This is a genomic window from Escherichia sp. HH091_1A, from assembly GCF_030295175.1.
In the GTDB taxonomy this organism is placed as follows: domain Bacteria; phylum Pseudomonadota; class Gammaproteobacteria; order Enterobacterales; family Enterobacteriaceae; genus Escherichia; species Escherichia coli_F.
The window spans coordinates 4,037,860-4,059,720 of the sequence record NZ_AP025747.1; the positions used below are offsets into that span (position 1 = coordinate 4,037,860).

Here is a 21,861-nt window from a genome sequence, read left to right on the forward strand (position 1 = left end):
AAACCTTTATTGCACTGCAAACTGCTGACGGACTTTACGCATCAGCAAGAAAATCCACGGCCAGAGCACTCCATTGACTACACTACTCCAGAACACTTCCGGTCTGAAAGAGACGTTAATCACTAAAAACTCTGCCCAGAAAACAATAATATCCACCACCAGCGAAAGCAACATGACGACCAGCGCCTGCTGCCATAATGCGAGGTTGCGGAAAAGCTGGTATTTCAGCGCCACCAGGTAAGCAATGATGCTCATCGCCAATACGCGTACGCCAAGCGTCGAGCCGCTGATCAGATCCAGTATGGCACCCATCACAAAACCTGTGCCCACATTTACGCGATGAGGCAAGGCCAGGATCCAATACAACAAGATGAGTAACACCCAGTTTGGCCGGAAAACAATCAGGTTATCCGGCCAGGGCATGATTTGCAGCAACAGCGCAATGAGGAAAGAGAGCCAGATTACCCAGCGTCCCTGGCTACGATAGCTCGCCACTATTGCCCTCCCGGCGCACGCGCAGGCGGTTGAGCACCACTTTGCGGCGGCGTAGCCCTTTGTGGAGAGCGATTAGCAGCAGGCTGTGTCGGCGCAGCAGGCGCAGTAGCTGCATTTCCTGTCGCCGGTTGCTGCGGAGTCGGCTGAGCGATCCCCGTTGCCGGTTCGGGTAACTTTGGCCCCATCGCGTCTGGCGAAGGCAATACCTGCGGCATCATCTGCATCAGACGTTCATTAGCAACACGATGCACCTCTTCCGGCGTCATCGGGTTAGCGCCGTTACGATCCGCGCCCCACAGCAGCAGCAGATAACGCAAACGTTGCAGTCCCGCAGTCGGACGCGCCTGAATCACAGTATAAGCGCGCTGGGTATCGAGTTTTACGGAAGAGACAACCGCCACCGGATAGCCTTCCGGGAAACGACCGCCCAGACCGGAAGTCACCAGCACATCACCAACACGAATATCCGTATTCGCTGGCAGATGCTCAAGCTGCAAATCATCCGTACAACCGTTACCGGCTGCAATTACACGGATATCGTTGCGCAGTACCTGGATTGGCAGCGCGTGGGTCGCATCACAAATCAGCAATACGCGACTGGTCAGTTTAGCGACGGCCACCACCTGACCAACAACACCTTTGTCGCTGATGACCGGCTGGCCTTCATAAACGCCATTAACGCTACCTTTATCGATAACAACTTGATCGCTATAAGGATCGTTAACCGTAGAGATAACCTGAGTCACCATTTTCTGCTCATCCTGACGCAGCGGGGAACCCAGCAGCTCGCGCAGACGCGCGTTCTCCTGTTTGTATTGTCCAAGCATCAGCAGTTCGCTGTTTTTCAGTAACAGTTCCTGACGTAACGCCCGGTTTTCAAGTTCTAGTTGGTCACGCGAGGCCAGCGTCTGCGATACGCCATCCAGCAATTCACGAGGAGCATTGGAAACAAAGTAGAAAGGACTGACGGCGGTATCCATATAAGTACGGATTTGACTGAACGTCCCCAGGCGGCTGTCGGCAATAATAATGCCGAGCGCCACCAGCACCGCCAGAATAAGGCGAATCTGTAGCGACGGGCCACGGCTAAAAATTGGCTTCATAAGTTATGCGTATTCTCGTATCAGACCAGGCAGGGTAAGCAGACGCTTCTCCTGCCTGTATCCGATTACTCTTCGCTGAACAGGTCGCCGCCGTGCATGTCGATCATTTCCAGCGCCTTGCCACCACCGCGCGCCACACAGGTCAGCGGATCTTCAGCAACAACGACTGGAATGCCGGTTTCTTCCATTAACAAACGGTCAAGGTTACGCAGCAGTGCGCCACCACCGGTGAGCACCATGCCACGCTCGGAGATGTCGGAAGCCAGTTCTGGCGGGCACTGTTCCAGTGCAACCATTACCGCGCTCACAATACCGGTCAGCGGTTCCTGCAGTGCTTCGAGGATTTCGTTGGAGTTCAGGGTAAAACCGCGTGGAACACCTTCTGCCAGGTTACGGCCACGAACTTCGATTTCACGGACTTCATCGCCCGGGTAAGCCGAACCGATTTCATGCTTGATACGTTCTGCGGTGGCTTCACCGATCAGAGAACCGTAATTACGACGCACATAGTTGATGATAGCTTCATCAAAACGGTCACCACCAATGCGCACGGAAGAGGAGTAAACCACGCCGTTCAAGGAGATAACAGCAACTTCAGTGGTACCACCACCGATATCAACCACCATAGAACCGGTCGCTTCAGAAACCGGGAGGCCAGCACCAATTGCGGCAGCCATCGGTTCTTCAATCAGGAAGACTTCACGGGCACCAGCGCCCTGCGCGGATTCACGAATTGCGCGGCGTTCAACCTGGGTTGCGCCAACCGGCACACAAACCAGAACGCGCGGGCTTGGACGCATAAAGCTGTTGCTGTGCACTTGTTTGATGAAGTGCTGGAGCATTTTTTCAGTCACGAAGAAGTCGGCGATAACGCCGTCTTTCATTGGGCGAATAGCAGCAATATTGCCCGGCGTACGGCCCAGCATCTGCTTCGCGTCATGACCTACTGCAGCTACGCTTTTCGGTGAACCGGCACGATCCTGACGAATGGCCACCACGGAAGGCTCATTCAATACGATGCCTTGTCCTTTTACATAAATGAGGGTATTCGCAGTACCCAGGTCAATGGACAAGTCATTGGAAAACATGCCACGAAATTTTTTCAACATACTAAGGGATAATCCTGAAAGCTGGGGCGGAAAAGAAAATCCGCTTACTTTACCAACCACACGCAGCAGCGACAAGGCGCAAAAATCATCTGCTACGGTGAAAATTAGTGCAGTTCGTTTCCTTTGTTACAAATCTCTGCCTGAGTCCAGAAAGGCTTAATGCATCAGCAGCATTCCTCGCCTGTTTGCAACCGCGTAAGGTCATTCATCTGCATATGTGCTGCAACAATCTGGCGAGCAGACAAGCACACTCCCATGAGACGCAGCGCGCGTTATTCTACGTGAAAACGGATTAAACGGCAGGTTAAACCGAGTATCTTTGTGAATATTTTTTCACGTTAGTATCAAGTGGCTGTGAGGGCGCGAAAAAATCCCCTTGCCCACCTGTAACACCGCGCTGAATCAGGGTCTGCCACTCGCTTCGCGAACGCACGCCGGTGGCGTAAACCTGGGTGCTGGTCCCGGAGCAGGCTTCCACCAGGCTTTGAACCAGCAGCTGATTCTCCGTTCGCTTCTCAATGTTTCTGACCAGCCCCGGATGGAGCTTGAGTAACTCAACATTAAGTTCTTTGATCCAACTGGTGCTTACCAGCGTCAAACCAGCCTGGTTGACGGCTACCCGCACCCCTAAAGCATTCACTAAACGAATAACAGGTTGTAAACGACTGATATGTTGACCTACATCGGCCTCTGCAAGTTCAATAATTATGCGTTTTCGTTGCGATCTTTCACATTGCATTAACGTATCGCGCAGCCAACGCTGAAAACGCGGGCGAATCAGCGACTCAACGGTAACCTGAATCGCCAGATTTTCCTCCGGCCAGTAACGCAATAGTGGAATAAGACGGCTGATTTGCAGGCGGTCATACTCTTCCGATAAGCCAAATTGTAAGACCATCGGCATATACTCCGCCGAGCTAACCTCTTCATTACCATCGAAGATGCGGCACATGAGTTCTCGATGATGAACCTGACCTTCGCGAGTAACCGCCGGTTTTTGATAAAGGCGCGGGCCGCCGCGACTCAGCATTTGCTCGATAAGCGTACGCCAGCGAACATTACCGCGTCCTTTTTCAGGCAACGAGTCATCGTAAATAGCCCAGCTATTGCCGCCCTGCAATCCCGCATTACGCGTGGCAGACTCTGCATGTTCCATTACCTGCTCGGTATCCTGACCACTACGCCAGGCACAGATACCAATGTGGATCATATCGTCGCGATCGAGCATTTTATTGTTCGGCAAGGTATCGACGGCTTTGATTAACTGACTGGCGATGCTCTCTGCCTCTTTTAACGTCCGGTGCGGCAACAGCGCAGCAAAATCACTGCGGTGGTAACGCGCCAGCAGTGCGCCAGGGTAGCGCATCATAAATGTCGACAGCAGATTCGTCAGAGTGAAGAACTGTTCTTCAACCTGGCTGTGCCCCCAGGTATCGCTCAACATATTGAAATCCGGTAGACGAATCATCATCACGATCCCGTGGGTACCTACTTTCTCCTGATCTTCCAGTAACGTTGCTAACTGATTATCGAAGAAGAGTCGGTTATTGAGGCCGGTTTTCATGTCCTGGGCGGCATAAGAGCGGATCAGCGTATCAAGACGGCTGTGTTGTTCGCGTGCGTTCTGAATTTCACGAAGCAGCGTATCCAGCGCACTGCTGGTTCTGGGCGGCCATTCATAGATGGTTCCCAACACATTAGAGCCACGCTCACCGTTTAAGATACGAGTAGCCCGGGTTTCCAGCAATTCTTGCCCGGCAAGTTGCCGTTGTAACCAGCGTACCGCCAGGAAGAGCATAAGAATGATAAAGCCAATCGCCCCCGTGAGCGGCGCGGTGGTCATCAACGAATGGAAATAGTTGCCCATCGGATCCTGATAAACCAGACGCAGCGACATCCCCGGATGCTTTATCAACGGAACGCTCAGTTCGCGAAACAGATCGCTGGTGCCAACCGGACGATAACTACCATTTCTGGCGAGGGTATAAACCTGTTTATCACCATGCAGCAGGTCTACACGAACGATATCTGCTGACATCATTAATTCGGTAATTTGTGGCCTTAATGCGCTGAAGTCATTCGACACAAGGTGGGTATCAATCGCCGTCGCCACCGCCTGAACGCGATGACTAAACTTATACTGAATGGCGTTGTAGAAACTTAGCGAACAGCCCAACAAAGTCACAAAAATTGTTAACCCGGTGAGCAGCGTAACAAAGGCCGAAAATTTCGTCGTTAATCTCATCCTTGTGTTAACTCCGATAGTGAGGAAACGGGCATACTAGCAAATCAGATTTATCTCGCAATTTATTGCGCTTCATCGGCTTTGCTTTTCCATTAGCGAGTATAGTCTTCAGAAATTATTTTCCAATCCATCATGCACATGAGGACCACTTATGCAGGCGTTACTTTTAGAACAGCAGGACGGCAAAACTCTCGCATCGGTACAGACTCTGGACGAAAGTCGCCTGCCGGAGGGCGATGTCACGGTTGATGTTCACTGGTCGAGCCTGAACTACAAAGATGCGCTGGCAATTACCGGTAAGGGAAAAATCATCCGTAATTTTCCGATGATTCCTGGGATCGATTTTGCCGGAACTGTACGCACCAGCGAAGATCCGCGTTTTCATGCCGGTCAGGACGTATTACTCACTGGCTGGGGCGTTGGTGAAAACCACTGGGGTGGGCTGGCGGAGCAGGCGCGAGTGAAAGGTGACTGGCTGGTTGCCATGCCGCAAGGGCTGGACGCGCGTAAAGCAATGATTATCGGTACTGCCGGTTTTACCGCCATGCTGTGTGTGATGGCGCTGGAAGATGCCGGTGTTCGCCCGCAGGACGGCGAGATTGTCGTAACGGGTGCCAGTGGTGGCGTCGGCAGTACCGCCGTGGCGCTGCTGCATAAGTTGGGTTATCAGGTCGTTGCCGTTTCCGGTCGCGAAAGTACCCATGAATATCTGAAAAGTTTAGGTGCCAGCCGTATTCTCCCTCGCGATGAGTTTGCCGAATCCCGTCCTCTGGAAAAACAACTCTGGGCTGGGGCAATTGACACCGTTGGCGACAAAGTGCTGGCGAAAGTGCTGGCGCAAATGAATTACGGCGGCTGCGTGGCGGCCTGTGGTCTGGCGGGTGGTTTTACTCTGCCAACCACGGTCATGCCATTTATTCTGCGTAATGTCCGTTTACAAGGGGTGGATTCAGTGATGACGCCACCAGCACGCCGCGCACAAGCCTGGCAGCGACTGGTCGCCGATTTACCGGAATCATTCTATACCCAGGCAGCAAAAGAGATATCTCTGGCAGAAGCACCAAAATTTGCCGAAGCCATCATTAATAACCAGATCCAGGGTCGCACGCTGGTGAAGATTAACTAACCATTTAGCAAGGATTAATAAGAGAGGGAACTCATTTTGAAATCATTATTCAATCGGTTAACGGGAAAAGCGGTTAGCCGGACAGCTTTCGTCGAACATCTTGGTCAGAAAGTTGTACAACATAATCCAAACTGGAAAGTCATGATTTCGACTGACCATAAATTGATGCGCATTGATACGGGTCACCAAACGGTGGAAAACCCCCTTGATACTCCACTAAATAGTCATTATTGATACGTCCCGTCGTCTGTTAGGTTTAAGGCGCTTTGCCTGGGTGACGCTACGCTTAATCTGTACCTTAACTCTGATCCCAGGGGTGAATAATCTGATTTTATTTGATTATAAATTAACCACTCAAAACTATTTGATGCTGAGCATTGTCAGTTTGTTGATTTTGCGTGCTTTAGCATTTACGTCTATCCGGACGATGCCGTGAAAATTGAGTAATCACCAGCAACCGCTGCGTAATGTCGTCTATCTTGCCGCGATCCTGACATCCCTACATTATTTGTGGTCTGTGAGGATCATCTCATTGCAGCCCCTCATCTTCGCAGAGCTGGCTTTACAGCTTTTAGCCTTACGTTATAAGAAGTTCCGTCGACGATAGCGCTAATTTCGTGAATTGTGCGGCTTGTTGCAAATTACACGGTGTTGAAGGTTATTTACATGTTAGCTGTTGATTATCTTCCCTGATAAGACCAGTATTTAGCTGCCAATTGCTACGAAATCGTTATAATGTGCGACCTCGTCCTCCCTGACGCAGTTTTTGCGCTGCGGAAAAGGTGACATTGGCGCAACGAAGGTATATTTTGTTTTTTGCCGGAGGATAGCAGCAGATCGCTGCACAATGTCCGTCAAGTCTAAACATTGACACTCTGGGGCAAAATAGACCGGCGTCCCGGCCTGCTGGAATTTATCGCTATGCATACAGCTGTCGGGGCATACGCTTTACAGACGGCGGTGAAACGCCTGTCACAATCACACTAAACAAAGAGTACGGAACCCACTCATGGATATTCGTAAGATTAAAAAACTGATCGAGCTGGTTGAAGAATCAGGCATCTCCGAACTGGAAATCTCCGAAGGCGAAGAGTCAGTACGCATCAGCCGTGCAGCTCCTGCCGCAAGTTTCCCTGTGATGCAACAAGCTTACGCTGCACCAATGATGCAGCAGCCAGCTCAATCTAACGCAGCCGCTCCGGCGACCGTTCCTTCCATGGAAGCGCCAGCAGCAGCGGAAATCAGTGGTCACATCGTACGTTCCCCGATGGTTGGTACTTTCTACCGCACCCCAAGCCCGGACGCAAAAGCGTTCATCGAAGTGGGTCAGAAAGTCAACGTGGGCGATACCCTGTGCATCGTTGAAGCCATGAAAATGATGAACCAGATCGAAGCGGACAAATCCGGTACCGTGAAAGCAATTCTGGTCGAAAGTGGACAACCGGTAGAATTTGACGAGCCGCTGGTCGTCATCGAGTAACGAGGCGAACATGCTGGATAAAATTGTTATTGCCAACCGCGGCGAGATTGCATTGCGTATTCTTCGTGCCTGTAAAGAACTGGGCATCAAGACTGTCGCTGTGCACTCCAGTGCGGATCGCGATCTAAAACACGTATTACTGGCAGACGAAACGGTCTGTATCGGTCCTGCTCCGTCAGTAAAAAGTTATCTGAACATCCCGGCAATCATCAGCGCCGCTGAAATCACCGGCGCAGTAGCAATCCATCCGGGTTACGGCTTCCTCTCCGAGAACGCCAATTTTGCCGAGCAGGTTGAACGCTCCGGCTTTATCTTCATCGGCCCGAAAGCAGACACCATTCGCCTGATGGGTGACAAAGTATCCGCAATCGCCGCGATGAAAAAAGCGGGCGTTCCTTGCGTACCGGGTTCTGACGGCCCGCTGGGCGACGATATGGATAAAAACCGCGCCATTGCAAAACGCATTGGTTACCCGGTGATTATCAAAGCCTCCGGCGGCGGCGGTGGTCGTGGTATGCGTGTAGTACGCGGCGACGCTGAACTGGCGCAATCCATCTCCATGACCCGTGCGGAAGCGAAAGCCGCTTTCAATAACGACATGGTTTACATGGAGAAATACCTGGAAAATCCTCGCCACGTCGAGATCCAAGTACTGGCGGACGGTCAGGGCAACGCTATCTATCTGGCGGAACGTGACTGCTCTATGCAGCGTCGTCACCAGAAAGTGGTCGAAGAAGCGCCAGCACCGGGCATTACCCCGGAACTGCGTCGCTACATCGGTGAACGTTGTGCTAAAGCGTGTGTTGATATCGGCTATCGCGGTGCAGGTACTTTCGAGTTTCTGTTCGAAAACGGCGAGTTCTATTTCATCGAAATGAACACCCGTATTCAGGTAGAACACCCGGTTACTGAAATGATCACCGGTGTTGACCTGATCAAAGAACAACTGCGTATTGCTGCTGGTCAGCCACTGTCGATCAAGCAAGAAGAAGTTCACGTTCGCGGCCATGCGGTGGAATGCCGTATTAACGCCGAAGATCCGAACACCTTCCTGCCAAGTCCGGGCAAAATCACCCGTTTCCATGCACCTGGCGGTTTTGGCGTGCGTTGGGAGTCTCATATCTACGCGGGCTACACCGTACCGCCGTACTATGACTCAATGATCGGTAAGCTGATTTGCTACGGTGAAAACCGTGACGTGGCGATTGCCCGCATGAAGAATGCGCTGCAGGAGCTGATCATCGATGGTATCAAAACCAACGTTGATCTGCAGATTCGCATCATGAATGACGAGAACTTCCAGCATGGTGGCACTAACATCCACTATCTGGAGAAAAAACTCGGTCTTCAGGAAAAATAATTTGTGACGCGCGGTGTTTTCATCGCGCTTAGCAAAGAACGTAATCAACGCCGGGCCTGTTAAGGCTGCCCGGCGTTTTTATTACCGTTAACTAACGGTAGCCTGCAATTTCCGCTTTCAACGCGCTAATTTCAGCATCGCCATCAACAATTCCCAGCTCAAAGCAGTATGTCTTTGTTTCCCCTGGCCCTATAAAGGGCAGACGCCCCTGCGCTCGTTCTTTATCACGACCGTCAGGAAAACTATTGCTGACCTCCAGCCCCATAACATATTCACCCGCGCCTAAATTTTTCCACTGGATAAAGTTGGGTAGCTGCATGGTGTCGAATTTCTCGTAAATTCCCCACCCCAGTTCGGCGTTCACCAGCGCAACTTTACTCATCCCCTGACTGTCGCTATTCAACGTGAGATAGTAAACCTGCTCGTCAAAACCGGGCTGTGGGGTACAAATCTCCAGATGACTGGTTAACCCTTCCGCCGCATGCGGGGTTCGTGGCGTTACGCTTTTAGCCGACAGCAAGATTTCTGCCTGTGGCGATAATAAAGGCCAGCCGTAATTAAAGTGATAAAGAATTTGCAGCGGCTGGCGGGTGAAACCATGATTAGTCACCTTGTCTTCAATGCGCAGCACATTTTCGCCATAACGGCAGCGAATGGTCCTTTCCAACGTCAGATTTTCACCGAACAATCGCGTTTCCCGTACTTTGCCATTGATGACAAATTCAATGCCGTCGTCGGTCCGTTCTGTGCGATATCCCACCTCTTCCGCTGGTGTCGCAGCCAAACGTCCGTGTAATCCCAGCGTTTCTCCGTTATCCTCACAGGGCGTGCCAATGTAGCTAAGTCCGCAGGTAGTCAGTAACCCCGCGTAGAAGCTACGTAAAAACCCGTTGCCCTGAGACTCAAAAAAAGCGGGGGCGACAATGCCGTTGGGGGTGATAAAAGAGAGCGCAGTGTCCTTGTAGCTGGCCCATGCAATATCCAGCGCGCGATCTTTTACCACCGTAAATGCCAATCCCGCACCAGTACGGACATCAAACGCTTCTGTCCCCTTTGATCTGCCACTACGTAACTCATAGTGTTTAATTCCGGCAACCTGCGAGAGATCGCCAATCCACGACCAAATTTCGTTTTTCATTGTGCTGCTTCCCGAATGGACATGTCATGGCGCTGGATGAACGCTTCGATTTCCGCAAGGCGAGACGTTCCCTCCATTGGGCCACGTCGGGTTACCGCCAGTGCACCGCAGGCGTTGGCATATTGTAATGCCCGATGGGCGTCAAACCCTAGCTGGCGGCAGGCAATCCACGCGCCACCAAAGCAGTCTCCCGCACCGGTCGGGTCAACTTCTTCCACCGGATAGCTCTCAACATGAAACTGCTCATTCGCGGAGTAGTAACTGGCACCTTGATTGCCGCGCTTCACAATCACCTCTTTAACACCTTCTTCAAGAAAACCAGCGATTGCACGCTCCGGTGTCGAGTGTGGCGACAAGAGCAACACTTCTCCCTCGCTGGGCATATAGATATCTGTTAACTCAAGAACAAAGTGGAGGGCATCGCGCATTTCTGGAATATCGAGCATCTCTTTACGAATATTCGGGTCGAAAGAAATAACGCCACCATTTGCTTTAACGATGGTTACTGCTTTTTTTACTGCGTCTACCATATGAAATGAAAACAGGGATGAGCCCATAATATGAAAATGGGTACAGTCTTTCAGTATATTTTCATCAACATGCTGCGCCGATAATTTACCGCAAGCGGCATTCTTGATATTAAAAATAAAATCACGATCGCCAGAGTTATGATAAGTAACAAAGGCGCTACCGGTGGCTTCCAGAGGTAAGACTGAAATCCCCCTGATATCCACACCATCAGCAGCCAAACGATGTATATTAATATCACCAAAGCCATCATTCCCCACACAGCTAATGATGCCGCACGGAACGCCAAGACGTGTCACTTGATCGATAAAAATAGCAGGCGCGCCACTGGGATAAGGACCGTTCCAAATTCCGGGTTGATCAAATGGCTGGCCGATTTTACTCGCCATAATTTCAACCAGAATTTCTCCAATTGTGAAGACCTTACTCATATGATTAATTCCTTGAAATGATTAGCTGCGTTTTCTTTTATTTCTTACGTCAAAATAAACGGCTACAAGAATGACTAATCCTTTAACCACCATCTGGTAAAAATAGGGAACATTCATTAAGTTCATGCCATTATTAATAACGCCGATGGTTAATGCGCCGATCACCGTCCCCACCACGGTTCCATAGCCGCCGTTCAGGCTGGTGCCTCCCAGTACAGCCGCGGCAATAGCATCCAGTTCGTAGCTCAAGGCGGAATTCGGTTGCCCGGAATAGAGGCGTGAGGCGAGGATCATCCCGCTGATACCTGCCAGCACGGCTGTAATCATAAAGACTTTAATTTTCAAGCGGGTGACATTTATCCCTGAATAGACTGCCGCTTCTTTATTACCACCAGTGATATAAATTTTTCGTCCAAAGGTTGTTTTAGTAAGGATGAAATGATTAATCAGCAATAAGATCATTAATATCCAGATAGGAATCGGTATATAAAGAAACTCTCCATTCCCCAGCGCCAGAAAAGCATCATCTTTAATCATGATGGGCATACCATCAGTCACTATATAAGCGATACCACGGAAGATCCCCATAGTAGCAACGGTGACAATAAACGAAGGGATACCCGCTATAGCCGTCAAGCCACCATTTATCATCCCCAGAGCCAGGGCTGCAATAATGGATAATGGGACCAATAAAATAAATGGAATTCCCCATGAAGCCCCAAGCGCAGCAAATGTGCCAATCAATGCAATGGTTGAACCGACTGATAAATCAATATCGCCAAGCAAAAGTACATAAGTCATTCCATAGGCGGTAATTGCAATTATCGAAACCTGAAGAATAATATTGGTGATGTTATTAGCGGTGAAAAAACTGTCATTAATAAAACTGAACAGAATGATTAACACCACCATGCCACTCAGAATACCGCCATATTGCCTGAAAACTTTTTTAAAATTATTTGCAATGGGAATATCCGAACGTTTCGGACTGGCAAGAGCTTTCTCTGTCATTTAACGTACTCCTGTTGCAGCGGTCATTACCTGTGTCTGCGTTAAATTTTCACATGAATAAATATCGGCAATCGTTTTATTACGCATCACCACCAGACGATCGCTAAGTGCCATGACTTCAGGCAGTTCAGAGGACACCAGAATAATTGCTGTTCCTGCCGCAGCCAGTTGACGTATCACGTTATAGATTTCAAATTTTGCGCCGACATCCACTCCGCGCGTAGGCTCATCGAGCAATAAAATACGTGGGGTTTTCTCCAGCCACTTCGATAACACGATTTTCTGTTGATTACCGCCGCTTAGCGCCCCCACAGCCTGATGTACAGAACTCACTTTAGTATTCATTCTGGCAATAGATTGCAGCGTCTTCGTCTCTTCTTGTCGGTGATTGATGAGTCCCATCCGCGAAGCGTTATATTGAAACGCCACGTGGTGCGTGTTCATATTGACGTCGTGCATCAGCACTAACCCTTCTTCCTTGCGGTTTTCGGTCACAAATGCAATGCCATGATCAATGGCCTGTTTGGGATTAGCGATCCTGACTTCCTTGCCATCGATCAACACAGTCCCGTGATACGAAACGAGGCCAAATAGCGCCTTCATCACATCGGAACGCCCGGCCCCCACCAGGCCAAAAAATCCGAGGACTTCCCCCGGACGCACAGCGAAACTGACCTCTTTAAAAAGCGAAGGATGGGAAAGGTTTTTTACTTCCAGTTTTGCAGGAACATTTTCATCCGGCTTTTCCCCAAGACGTGCTGGCCAAATATTTTTCATTTCCCGACCAACCATTTGGGCAATCAAATGCTGGATATCACTGTTTTTCTTTTCATGCGTAGCGATATACTCACCGTCGCGGATCACCGAAATATCATCTGAAATCCGCATAATTTCATCCATGCGATGAGAGATATAAATAACCGCACAACCTCGCTGCTTTAATTTCTCAATAATGTTAAACAGAATCTCTGCTTCATTATCACTTAGCGAAGATGTCGGTTCATCCATAATCACGACATCTGCTGCATAGCTTAAGGCTTTGGCAATTTCTACCAGTTGCCTATGTGCCATCGACATATTGCCGACCATTTCCAGCGGATCCAGTGGGATGCCCAGTTCCGCGAGGAGATTCTGGCAATCTGCGAGCATTTTTTTATCGTTAATAATGCCAAAACGTCGCGGTTCATTATTGGCATAAATATTTTCCGCCACTGTCATATTATTACTCAGGCTCAGTTCCTGAAAAATAATAGCAATCCCTAACTGACGTGAATGCTGCGGATTATTAATTGTGATAGTTTCACCACGTAGTTTTATTGTTCCCTGGGTTGGCGGATAAACACCGGCCAATATTTTCATTAATGTCGATTTACCGGCACCATTCTCACCTAATAAAGTATGTACCCGCCCTTTACGTAAAGAGAGTGTAATATCTTTTAATGCCTGAACATGACCAAATGTCTTCGCAATATGCGAAACATCAAGAATAACATCCGTCATAATGACCTCGGTGTCACAACAAAACGTCGATAACGTTTTGTTGTGAAATGAAGATGTTTATTATTTACCTGTATATACGCCGGGTTGTACCGGGATCATTTTCTCTACCGGTTTACCATTGAGGTGATCAACAGCGGCATCAATGGCTTTAGCACCCATTTGATCGGGATATTGCCGAATCACGGCCGCAAACGTTTTTTCACTATCAACGGCATCTCGCGCTTCTTTCATACCATCAAAACCAATGATTTTGATGTTGTCGTTATGCGCAGATTTCGCTGCGATAACCGCTGCCAACGCCGCATCATCACCAAAGCCAAACAGACCATTCAGGTTGGCGTTGGCCTGCATAATGTTTTGCGCAGTCGTTAACGCTTCAGCCCGCGTTATACCCGGCTGTTCAGCAACAATTTTAATATCCGGTGTCTCGCTTAACCCTTTCTTAAAACCATCAACGCGCGCAACCACCGATTGTAGTGCCGGATAAGAAATAATGGCTACAGTACCTTTACCATTCAAAAGTTTGCCCATTAACTTGCCTGCTTCAACGCCTCCCGCATAGTTATCGGTCGCAACGTGCGATACGACCGGAACGCCTTCCGCAGCGACATCAACGGTGATAACGGGAATACCGGCCTTATCGGCTTTAATTATCGCTGCCTGGACGCCTTTCGAATCAACCGGAGAGATAATAATGGCATCCACTTTTTTAGTAATAAAATCCTCAACATCAGAAAGCTGTTTGTTTAAATCCTGATTGGCAATAGAGACACTTAAATTGACATTGTCTTTTTTCGCCTCTTCTTTCATTGCATTTGCGAGGTCGATATAAAAAGGGTGTTGCTGTGTTAATAATGAAGCTCCAATCTTATACTCTTTTGCCAATGAACTTTGCGAGAACAATGCCAGGCTCACCATCATAGCGGAACCAAGTAATTTAATATTTTTCATAAACAATCCTCATTGTTTTTGTAGGGTACAACGTCTTAAATTTTTCCTTCACTGCCACAGACGCCAATAATGCGGGTTACAACTTCCTTCATAGCGGCCTTTGCCGGCTGCATATAATGACGAGGATCATTTGCCGCTGGATTGTTGTAGAAATATCCTTTTAATGCATCGGCAAACGCAATTTTCAATTCTGTCGCGACATTTACTTTACAAATACCGTGGCGAATACAGAGCTGAACGTCCTGTTCCGATAGGCCTGAAGCTCCATGCAACACCAGCGGAATTTCCACCAGCTGGCGAATTTGTTCCAGCCGCACAAAATCCAGACGTGGTTCATGCGCATATAAACCATGTGCAGTGCCTATTGCTACCGCCAGAGAGTCAATTTGGGTACGTTGAACAAACTCTGCAGCTGCGGCTGGTGAGGTATAAGTTGAATCTTTTTCATCCACCAGCAGATCGTCCTCCTGACCGCCAAGACGCCCTAGCTCGGCCTCAACGCTAACATCAAAGCGATGGCAAAAGGCGGTAACTTCTTGCACTCGCGCAATGTTGTCTTCAAATGGCAAATGGGAACCATCAATCATGACAGAACGGATCCCTGCGCGGACCTTGTTAAAAATGTCATCACACTCTTCATGATGATCGAGATGCAGGACTAATGGTAGGTTGTACTCGCGAGCCAGCGATTGTACTAACGAAATCAAACTTCCCACGCCGCCATAACGATAAGTACCCGGTGTTCCCGCCAGCATAACGGGAGAGCGAAGTTGTGCAGCGCTCTCAACAACTACCTGTAAAGTTTCAAGGTTATGAATGTTGAAAGCAGGGACGGCATATCCCTCTGACTGGGCTTTTTTCAGCATGTTTTTGCTTGAAATGATGTACATCGCAGCTCCTGATATTTGTCGTTCACCTTACAAAATGAAGAAAGAGAATCTTCACTTTCATTTTGAAAGCAAACTAGCACAGCAAAAGCGGTAAAAAGCGTGATGCATGTCGAATATCATCAAAATAACTTACAAAAAATAACTTAATTTATTTTTCACTTTGAAAATGAAACCAATGATGACTTTGGACAGATATGGAAATATGCATTTATTTTCAATGCATTAAGCTATTTTTGCTGCAATTTTTGCCCTATGCTTTTATTTTCGAATTGTCGATATTATTGAAGGGTAACTTTCAAAGAAAAATACAAGGGGCTATAGTGTTACGCATTAAAGGCCAATGAAGAGTGTTAACGTGCCGAGAAAATCGTCTAACCTACTGAAACGAAGATTAAAAATTGCAGAAATTGTTGCCACCCAGGGTGAAATCAAAGTTGATGACTTATCTGCTCAACTTGGTGTCTCTGGCGTGACGATCCGCGGCGATCTCAGTTATCTGGAGCAACAGGGATATTTAAAGCGTTCTTTTGGCGGTGCTATTGCAACCCCCCTCTCCTCTGAACCAGAAGCGATACAACCGATTGCGCCGTTGTCTCTGGCACAACAAATGGAAATAGCGCGACATTGCGCACGGTTAATTCGCGATCGTGACACGCTATTTCTTGGACATGGCATAATCTGCCGTAAGATCATTCCCTTGCTCAGCGAAGTGAAAAAACTGCGTCTGATCACCAACGATCCCGAACATGCGCTGCTGGCAAATCAGTTTATTGATGGCGAAATAATACTGGCTGGCAGTGAAATGCTACGCCCCGACACCGCATTGGCCGGAAAACCGCTCGAACAGGCACTTCAGCATTTCACCATTACACATAGCATTCTGGAAATCAGCCATCTGGATACTGATGGTACTTTAAATACCAACGCTCCCAGACTTGCCGCTGCCTGGCAGCTCTGTTTCGATAATGCCCAGAATAAGACGGTTATCGTTGCCGCCGATCCTGCGCCATCAACGGCAGCCATTGGACATTTGCATCAGGCAGAAAATGTGATCGTCAGCCGCAGCATTAACGAACAATATCAGCAACAATTGCAGTCGGCTGATTTCGTTATCCTTTATACCAGTAATGAGTGCTTTACCTGGTCCAATCGCGAAAGGCTTCAGGAATGAGAGGGGTTTTGTGACAATAACTATCTGCGCTATGGGCGAATTGCTGGCCGAGTTTTTGTCCCGCAACCCACATCAAAAATTCACTCAGCCGGGGGAGTTTATCGGGCCATTTCCTAGCGGTGCGCCTGCAATTTTTGCAGCTCAAGTGGCAAAACTGTCCCATCGGGCCATCTTCTTCGGATGTGTTGGTAATGATGATTTTGGCCGACTCATTGTAGAACGTCTTCGTCATGAAGGTGTCATTACCGATGGGATCCACGTGATGAACAATGCCGTGACAGGTACGGCGTTCGTAAGTTATCAAAATCCACAGCAGCGGGATTTCGTCTTTAATATCCCTAATAGCGCCTGCGGTTTGTTTACTGCCGAGCACATTGATAAGGATCTGCTAAGACAGTGTAATCATCTGCATATTGTGGGCTCATCGTTGTTCTCATTTCGCATGATCGATGTCATGCGTAAAGCAATAACGACGATCAAATCTGCTGGCGGCACTGTCTCTTTCGATCCCAATATTCGAAAAGAGATGCTGAGTATTCCTGAAATGGCTCAGGCTCTCGATTATTTGATTGAATATACGGATATTTTTATCCCCAGCGAAAGTGAACTTCCTTTCTTCGCGCGTCACAAAAATCTTTCAGAAGAACAGATTGTTAGCGATCTTCTACACGGCGGCGTAAAACATGTAGCGATAAAACGCGCCCAGCATGGGGCCAGCTATTACAAGATAAAAAACGGTACATTACATGCCCAGCATATTGCAGGTCACAATATCGAAATTATCGATCCAACGGGTGCTGGTGACTGTTTTGGCGCAACGTTTATCACTCTTTTCTTATCAGGTTTCCCGGCACATAAGGCGCTGCAATATGCAAATGCCAGCGGCGCGCTCGCGGTAATGCGGCAAGGTCCGATGGAAGGGGTATCCTCACTGGCTGACATTGAAGACTTTTTGCAGGAGCACTGAACGGCAATTTTCTGTCAGATTATTTTCCCTGCCTGAAGACTTGCCGTAGAATTGCCCGTTTCTCGTATCCCCCCATGAGGAGGACCCCTTCCGTGGACACTCGTTTTGTTCAGGCCCATAAAGAGGCGCGCTGGGCGCTGGGGCTGACCCTTTTGTATCTGGCGGTATGGTTAGTAGCCGCTTACTTACCTGGCGTTGCCCCCGGTTTTACCGGCTTTCCGCGCTGGTTTGAGATGGCCTGCATCCTGACGCCGCTGCTGTTTATTGGACTGTGCTGGGCGATGGTGAAATTTATCTATCGCGATATCCCACTGGAGGATGACGATGCAGCTTGAAGTGATTCTACCGCTGGTCGCCTATCTGGTGGTGGTGTTCGGGATTTCAGTTTATGCAATGCGTAAACGGAACACCGGCACCTTCCTCAATGAGTATTTCCTCGGCAGCCGTTCTATGGGCGGTATTGTGCTGGCGATGACGCTCACCGCGACCTATATCAGTGCCAGTTCGTTTATCGGCGGGCCAGGAGCTGCTTATAAATACGGCCTGGGTTGGGTATTGCTGGCAATGATTCAGCTACCTGCGGTCTGGCTTTCGCTCGGTATTCTCGGCAAGAAGTTCGCGATTCTCGCGCGCCGCTACAATGCGGTGACGCTGAACGATATGCTGTTTGCCCGCTACCAGAGTCGCCTGCTGGTGTGGCTGGCGAGTTTGAGTTTGCTGGTTGCGTTCGTTGGTGCGATGACCGTGCAGTTTATCGGCGGTGCGCGCCTGCTGGAAACCGCGGCGGGTATTCCTTATGAAACCGGCCTGCTGATTTTCGGTATCAGCATTGCGTTGTATACCGCCTTTGGCGGCTTTCGCGCCAGCGTGCTGAACGACACCATGCAAGGGCTGGTGATGCTGATTGGCACCATTGTGCTGCTTATTGGCGTGGTCCATGCTGCTGGCGGCTTAGGCAATGCAGTAGAGACGCTGCAAACCATCGATCCGCAACTGGTTACGCCACAAGGCGCTGACGATATTCTGTCGCCTGCCTTTATGACGTCGTTCTGGGTGCTGGTGTGCTTTGGCGTTATTGGCCTGCCGCATACTGCGGTGCGCTGTATCTCTTATAAAGACAGCAAAGCCGTACATCGGGGGATCATCATCGGTACGATTGTGGTCGCAATCCTGATGTTCGGTATGCACCTGGCCGGAGCGTTAGGTCGGGCGGTGATCCCCGATCTCACCGTACCGGACCTGGTGATCCCGACGTTGATGGTAAAAGTGCTGCCACCGTTTGCTGCCGGGATCTTCCTGGCTGCACCTATGGCTGCGATCATGTCGACGATCAATGCCCAGTTGCTGCAAAGTTCCGCTACGATCATTAAAGATCTCTATCTGAATATCCGTCCGGATCAAATGCAAAACGAGACGCGTCTGAAGCGGATGTCGGCGGTGATCACGTTGGTTCTCGGTGCGTTGCTGCTGCTTGCCGCCTGGAAGCCGCCAGAAATGATCATCTGGCTGAATTTGCTGGCCTTCGGTGGGCTGGAAGCCGTTTTCCTGTGGCCGCTGGTGCTGGGTCTTTACTGGGAACGCGCCAACGCCAAAGGCGCGCTAAGTGCGATGATCGTTGGCGGCGTACTGTATGCCGTACTCGCGACGCTGAATATTCAGTACCTGGGCTTCCACCCTATCGTGCCCTCGTTACTACTAAGTTTGCTGGCTTTCCTGGTCGGAAACCGTTTCGGTACATCCGTCCCGCAAGCTACCGTTTTGACTACTGATAAATAAAGAGTTTTGCCATGCCTTGGATCCAACTGAAACTGAACACTACCGGCGCGAACGCGGAAGATCTTAGCGATGCGCTGATGGAAGCGGGTGCCGTTTCTATCACTTTTCAGGATACCCACGATACGCCTGTATTTGAGCCGCTGCCGGGCGAAACGCGCCTGTGGGGCGACACCGATGTGATTGGTCTGTTCGATGCTGAAACCGACATGAATGAAGTAGTGGCGATTCTGGAGAATCATCCGCTGCTCGGCGCAGGCTTCGCGCACAAAATCGAACAACTGGAAGATAAAGACTGGGAGCGCGAATGGATGGATAATTTCCACCCGATGCGCTTTGGTGAACGACTGTGGATCTGCCCAAGCTGGCGTGATGTGCCGGACGAAAACGCCGTCAACGTAATGTTAGACCCAGGTCTGGCGTTTGGTACAGGGACTCATCCAACTACCTCTCTGTGCCTGCAATGGCTCGACAGCCTCGATTTAACCGGTAAAACAGTCATCGACTTTGGCTGCGGTTCCGGCATTCTGGCTATCGCGGCGCTGAAACTGGGTGCAGCAAAAGCCATTGGTATTGATATTGATCCGCAGGCGATTCAGGCCAGCCGCGACAACGCCGAACGTAATGGCGTTTCTGACCGTCTGGAACTCTACCTACCTAAAGATCAGCCAGAAGAAATGAAAGCCGACGTGGTGGTCGCTAACATCCTTGCAGGCCCATTACGTGAACTGGCACCGTTAATCAGCGTCCTGCCGGTTTCAGGTGGCTTGCTGGGCCTTTCCGGTATTCTGGCAAGCCAGGCAGAGAGCGTTTGTGAAGCTTATGCCGACAGCTTCGCTCTGGACCCGGTCGTGGAAAAAGAAGAGTGGTGCCGCATTACCGGTCGTAAGAATTAACTTTCGCATCGCCGTATGGTGACGCAAGGCGAAGTGCGAGCAAGGTCACAAAAGGCACGTTAATTTGCCGATTATTTACGCAAATTTGCGTGCCAAAATTTTCATTCATAAAGAAAAATTGAGAACTTACTCAAATTTCTTGGAGTGTAAATTTTAGTCACTATTTTCTAATATAATGATTTTTATGAGTAATTATCGCGCCAAGCTCATTTTAAATGCAATTCTTTGATCCATCTCAGAGGATTGGTCAAAGTTTGGCCTTTCATCTCGTGCAAAAAATGCGTAATATACGCCGCCTTGCAGTCACAGTATGGTCATTTCTTAACTCATGCGCATCGGACAATATCAGCTCAGAAATCGCCTGATCGCAGCGCCCATGGCTGGCATTACAGACAGACCTTTTCGGACGTTGTGCTACGAGATGGGAGCCGGATTGACAGTATCCGAGATGATGTCTTCTAACCCACAGGTTTGGGAAAGCGACAAATCTCGTTTACGGATGGTGCACATTGATGAACCCGGTATTCGCACCGTGCAAATTGCTGGTAGCGATCCGAAAGAAATGGCAGATGCAGCACGTATTAACGTGGAAAGCGGTGCCCAGATTATTGATATCAATATGGGTTGCCCGGCTAAAAAAGTGAATCGCAAGCTCGCAGGTTCAGCCCTCTTGCAGTACCCGGATGTCGTTAAATCGATCCTTACCGAGGTCGTCAATGCAGTGGACGTTCCTGTTACCCTGAAGATTCGCACCGGCTGGGCGCCGGAACACCGTAACTGCGAAGAGATTGCCCAACTGGCTGAAGACTGTGGCATTCAGGCTCTGACCATTCATGGCCGTACACGCGCCTGTTTGTTCAATGGAGAAGCTGAGTACGACAGTATTCGGGCAGTTAAGCAGAAAGTTTCCATTCCGGTTATCGCGAATGGCGACATTACTGACCCGCTTAAAGCCAGAGCTGTGCTCGACTATACAGGGGCGGATGCCCTGATGATAGGCCGCGCAGCTCAGGGAAGACCCTGGATCTTTCGGGAAATCCAGCATTATCTGGACACTGGGGAGTTGCTGCCCCCGCTGCCTTTGGCAGAGGTTAAGCGCTTGCTTTGCGCGCACGTTCGGGAACTGCATGACTTTTATGGTCCGGCAAAAGGGTACCGAATTGCACGTAAACACGTTTCCTGGTATCTCCAGGAACACGCTCCAAATGACCAGTTTCGGCGCACATTCAACGCCATTGAGGATGCCAGCGAACAGCTGGAGGCGTTGGAGGCATACTTCGAAAATTTTGCGTAAACAGAAATAAAGAGCTGACAGAACTATGTTCGAACAACGCGTAAATTCTGACGTACTGACCGTTTCTACCGTTAACTCTCAGGATCAGGTAACCCAAAAACCCCTGCGTGACTCGGTTAAACAGGCACTGAAGAACTATTTTGCTCAACTGAACGGTCAGGATGTGAATGACCTCTATGAGCTGGTACTGGCTGAAGTAGAACAGCCCCTGTTGGACATGGTGATGCAATACACCCGTGGTAATCAGACCCGTGCTGCGCTGATGATGGGCATCAACCGTGGTACGCTGCGTAAAAAATTGAAAAAATACGGCATGAACTAATTCAGGTTAGCTAAATGCTTGATTAAAAAGGCGCTACTCGGCATGGGGAAGCGCCTTTTTTATAGGTGTCA

Annotated in this window: 21 protein-coding genes and 1 pseudogene; 12 read left to right on the forward strand and 10 right to left on the reverse strand. The window is 49.4% G+C overall.

The features are described 5' to 3' along the window. Positions 1 to 6 precede the first annotated feature (6 nt). From mreD to csrD, 4 genes are all read right to left on the reverse strand, one after another. Positions 7 to 495: a rod shape-determining protein MreD gene (gene mreD / locus QUF14_RS20245; RefSeq protein WP_000179409.1), complete on the reverse strand. Its 489-nt coding sequence runs from the start codon at positions 493 to 495 to the stop codon at positions 7 to 9. Continuing rightward, positions 495 to 1,598, reverse strand: a complete 1,104-nt coding sequence (mreC, locus tag QUF14_RS20250; protein ID WP_000802511.1) for a rod shape-determining protein MreC — start codon at positions 1,596 to 1,598, stop codon at positions 495 to 497. Before mreC ends, mreD begins: the two co-directional genes overlap by 1 nt. A 65-nt stretch (positions 1,599 to 1,663) precedes the next feature. Next, positions 1,664 to 2,707: a rod shape-determining protein MreB gene (mreB, locus tag QUF14_RS20255; RefSeq protein WP_000913396.1), complete on the reverse strand. Its 1,044-nt coding sequence runs from the start codon at positions 2,705 to 2,707 to the stop codon at positions 1,664 to 1,666. A 304-nt stretch (positions 2,708 to 3,011) separates the two neighbouring features. Next, positions 3,012 to 4,952 carry an RNase E specificity factor CsrD gene (gene csrD / locus QUF14_RS20260; RefSeq protein WP_100733911.1) on the reverse strand — a complete coding sequence of 647 codons (1,941 nt, stop codon included), beginning with the start codon at positions 4,950 to 4,952 and terminating at the stop codon, positions 3,012 to 3,014. A 151-nt stretch (positions 4,953 to 5,103) separates the two neighbouring features. Between csrD and acuI the strand changes: the two genes are divergently transcribed. From acuI to accC, 5 genes and pseudogenes are all read left to right on the forward strand, one after another. Next, the gene (gene acuI, locus QUF14_RS20265) at positions 5,104 to 6,078 is read left to right on the forward strand and encodes an acrylyl-CoA reductase (NADPH) (protein ID WP_001148459.1); all 975 of its coding nucleotides are present in this window, start codon (positions 5,104 to 5,106) and stop codon (positions 6,076 to 6,078) included. A gap of 36 nt (positions 6,079 to 6,114) precedes the next feature. Next, positions 6,115 to 6,312, forward strand: coding sequence for a hypothetical protein (locus QUF14_RS20270; RefSeq protein WP_000838310.1), 198 nt, complete (start codon positions 6,115 to 6,117; stop codon positions 6,310 to 6,312). A 4-nt stretch (positions 6,313 to 6,316) separates the two neighbouring features. Then, positions 6,317 to 6,685, forward strand: a pseudogene (locus QUF14_RS28945) (cytochrome b family protein); the annotation flags it as partial. Positions 6,686 to 7,087: 402 nt separating this feature from the next. Then, a complete protein-coding gene (gene accB, locus QUF14_RS20275; protein WP_000354622.1) occupies positions 7,088 to 7,558 on the forward strand; it encodes an acetyl-CoA carboxylase biotin carboxyl carrier protein in 471 nt (156 codons plus the stop codon). A gap of 10 nt (positions 7,559 to 7,568) precedes the next feature. Beyond that, positions 7,569 to 8,918, forward strand: coding sequence for an acetyl-CoA carboxylase biotin carboxylase subunit (accC, locus tag QUF14_RS20280; protein ID WP_000884620.1), 1,350 nt, complete (start codon positions 7,569 to 7,571; stop codon positions 8,916 to 8,918). Between the two features lie 91 nt (positions 8,919 to 9,009). Here the strand turns inward: accC and QUF14_RS20285 are convergent, their stop codons facing one another. The 6 genes from QUF14_RS20285 to QUF14_RS20310 are packed head-to-tail and all read right to left on the reverse strand — an operon-like array spanning position 9,010 to position 15,367. Continuing rightward, positions 9,010 to 10,056 (reverse strand): aldose 1-epimerase family protein, encoded by a 1,047-nt coding sequence (locus tag QUF14_RS20285; protein WP_000787059.1) that lies wholly within the window; start codon positions 10,054 to 10,056, stop codon positions 9,010 to 9,012. Further along, on the reverse strand, positions 10,053 to 11,015 hold the full coding sequence (locus tag QUF14_RS20290; RefSeq protein WP_000048610.1) for a sugar kinase: 963 nt from the start codon (positions 11,013 to 11,015) through the stop codon (positions 10,053 to 10,055). The genes QUF14_RS20285 and QUF14_RS20290 overlap by 4 nt, the downstream gene beginning before the upstream one ends. A 21-nt stretch (positions 11,016 to 11,036) precedes the next feature. Beyond that, on the reverse strand, positions 11,037 to 12,026 hold the full coding sequence (locus tag QUF14_RS20295) for an ABC transporter permease (protein WP_100733910.1): 990 nt from the start codon (positions 12,024 to 12,026) through the stop codon (positions 11,037 to 11,039). After that, positions 12,027 to 13,526, reverse strand: coding sequence for a sugar ABC transporter ATP-binding protein (locus QUF14_RS20300; RefSeq protein WP_000132899.1), 1,500 nt, complete (start codon positions 13,524 to 13,526; stop codon positions 12,027 to 12,029). 60 nt (positions 13,527 to 13,586) lie between these two features. Next, positions 13,587 to 14,477 (reverse strand): substrate-binding domain-containing protein, encoded by an 891-nt coding sequence (locus QUF14_RS20305; RefSeq protein ID WP_024212244.1) that lies wholly within the window; start codon positions 14,475 to 14,477, stop codon positions 13,587 to 13,589. Positions 14,478 to 14,512: 35 nt separating this feature from the next. Next, complete coding sequence (locus QUF14_RS20310) at positions 14,513 to 15,367, reverse strand: tagatose bisphosphate family class II aldolase (protein ID WP_000275533.1); 855 nt, start codon at positions 15,365 to 15,367, stop codon at positions 14,513 to 14,515. Between the two features lie 340 nt (positions 15,368 to 15,707). Between QUF14_RS20310 and QUF14_RS20315 the strand changes: the two genes are divergently transcribed. The 7 genes from QUF14_RS20315 to fis all read left to right on the forward strand — a co-directional run bounded on the left by QUF14_RS20315 (position 15,708) and on the right by fis (position 21,790). After that, the gene (locus tag QUF14_RS20315; RefSeq protein WP_000843965.1) at positions 15,708 to 16,538 is read left to right on the forward strand and encodes a DeoR/GlpR family DNA-binding transcription regulator; all 831 of its coding nucleotides are present in this window, start codon (positions 15,708 to 15,710) and stop codon (positions 16,536 to 16,538) included. 31 nt (positions 16,539 to 16,569) lie between these two features. Next, the gene (locus QUF14_RS20320; protein ID WP_038813438.1) at positions 16,570 to 17,505 is read left to right on the forward strand and encodes a sugar kinase; all 936 of its coding nucleotides are present in this window, start codon (positions 16,570 to 16,572) and stop codon (positions 17,503 to 17,505) included. Between the two features lie 92 nt (positions 17,506 to 17,597). After that, positions 17,598 to 17,840 (forward strand): YhdT family protein, encoded by a 243-nt coding sequence (locus QUF14_RS20325; protein ID WP_000381170.1) that lies wholly within the window; start codon positions 17,598 to 17,600, stop codon positions 17,838 to 17,840. Beyond that, positions 17,830 to 19,281 carry a sodium/pantothenate symporter gene (gene panF / locus QUF14_RS20330; RefSeq protein WP_001175690.1) on the forward strand — a complete coding sequence of 484 codons (1,452 nt, stop codon included), beginning with the start codon at positions 17,830 to 17,832 and terminating at the stop codon, positions 19,279 to 19,281. The genes QUF14_RS20325 and panF overlap by 11 nt, the downstream gene beginning before the upstream one ends. Before the next feature lie 11 nt (positions 19,282 to 19,292). Next, positions 19,293 to 20,174 (forward strand): 50S ribosomal protein L11 methyltransferase, encoded by an 882-nt coding sequence (prmA, locus tag QUF14_RS20335; RefSeq protein WP_001145840.1) that lies wholly within the window; start codon positions 19,293 to 19,295, stop codon positions 20,172 to 20,174. Positions 20,175 to 20,502: 328 nt separating this feature from the next. After that, a complete protein-coding gene (gene dusB / locus QUF14_RS20340; protein ID WP_001219652.1) occupies positions 20,503 to 21,468 on the forward strand; it encodes a tRNA dihydrouridine synthase DusB in 966 nt (321 codons plus the stop codon). 25 nt (positions 21,469 to 21,493) lie between these two features. Next, positions 21,494 to 21,790, forward strand: a complete 297-nt coding sequence (gene fis, locus QUF14_RS20345) for a DNA-binding transcriptional regulator Fis (protein WP_000462905.1) — start codon at positions 21,494 to 21,496, stop codon at positions 21,788 to 21,790. The last annotated feature ends 71 nt before the right edge of the window (positions 21,791 to 21,861 follow it).

Coding starts and splice junctions, on each gene's coding strand:
- accB (WP_000354622.1), top strand. CDS start 7,088: ATGGATATTCGTAAGATTAAAAAACTGATCGAGCTGGTTGAAGAATCA.
- dusB (WP_001219652.1), top strand. CDS start 20,503: ATGCGCATCGGACAATATCAGCTCAGAAATCGCCTGATCGCAGCGCCC.
- panF (WP_001175690.1), top strand. CDS start 17,830: ATGCAGCTTGAAGTGATTCTACCGCTGGTCGCCTATCTGGTGGTGGTG.
- QUF14_RS20300 (WP_000132899.1), bottom strand. CDS start 13,526: ATGACGGATGTTATTCTTGATGTTTCGCATATTGCGAAGACATTTGGT.
- QUF14_RS20310 (WP_000275533.1), bottom strand. CDS start 15,367: ATGTACATCATTTCAAGCAAAAACATGCTGAAAAAAGCCCAGTCAGAG.
- fis (WP_000462905.1), top strand. CDS start 21,494: ATGTTCGAACAACGCGTAAATTCTGACGTACTGACCGTTTCTACCGTT.
- acuI (WP_001148459.1), top strand. CDS start 5,104: ATGCAGGCGTTACTTTTAGAACAGCAGGACGGCAAAACTCTCGCATCG.
- QUF14_RS20315 (WP_000843965.1), top strand. CDS start 15,708: ATGAAGAGTGTTAACGTGCCGAGAAAATCGTCTAACCTACTGAAACGA.
- QUF14_RS20290 (WP_000048610.1), bottom strand. CDS start 11,015: ATGAGTAAGGTCTTCACAATTGGAGAAATTCTGGTTGAAATTATGGCG.
- QUF14_RS20295 (WP_100733910.1), bottom strand. CDS start 12,026: ATGACAGAGAAAGCTCTTGCCAGTCCGAAACGTTCGGATATTCCCATT.
- accC (WP_000884620.1), top strand. CDS start 7,569: ATGCTGGATAAAATTGTTATTGCCAACCGCGGCGAGATTGCATTGCGT.
- QUF14_RS20320 (WP_038813438.1), top strand. CDS start 16,570: ATGGGCGAATTGCTGGCCGAGTTTTTGTCCCGCAACCCACATCAAAAA.
- csrD (WP_100733911.1), bottom strand. CDS start 4,952: ATGAGATTAACGACGAAATTTTCGGCCTTTGTTACGCTGCTCACCGGG.
- mreB (WP_000913396.1), bottom strand. CDS start 2,707: ATGTTGAAAAAATTTCGTGGCATGTTTTCCAATGACTTGTCCATTGAC.
- prmA (WP_001145840.1), top strand. CDS start 19,293: ATGCCTTGGATCCAACTGAAACTGAACACTACCGGCGCGAACGCGGAA.
- QUF14_RS20285 (WP_000787059.1), bottom strand. CDS start 10,056: ATGAAAAACGAAATTTGGTCGTGGATTGGCGATCTCTCGCAGGTTGCC.
- QUF14_RS20305 (WP_024212244.1), bottom strand. CDS start 14,477: ATGAAAAATATTAAATTACTTGGTTCCGCTATGATGGTGAGCCTGGCA.
- mreC (WP_000802511.1), bottom strand. CDS start 1,598: ATGAAGCCAATTTTTAGCCGTGGCCCGTCGCTACAGATTCGCCTTATT.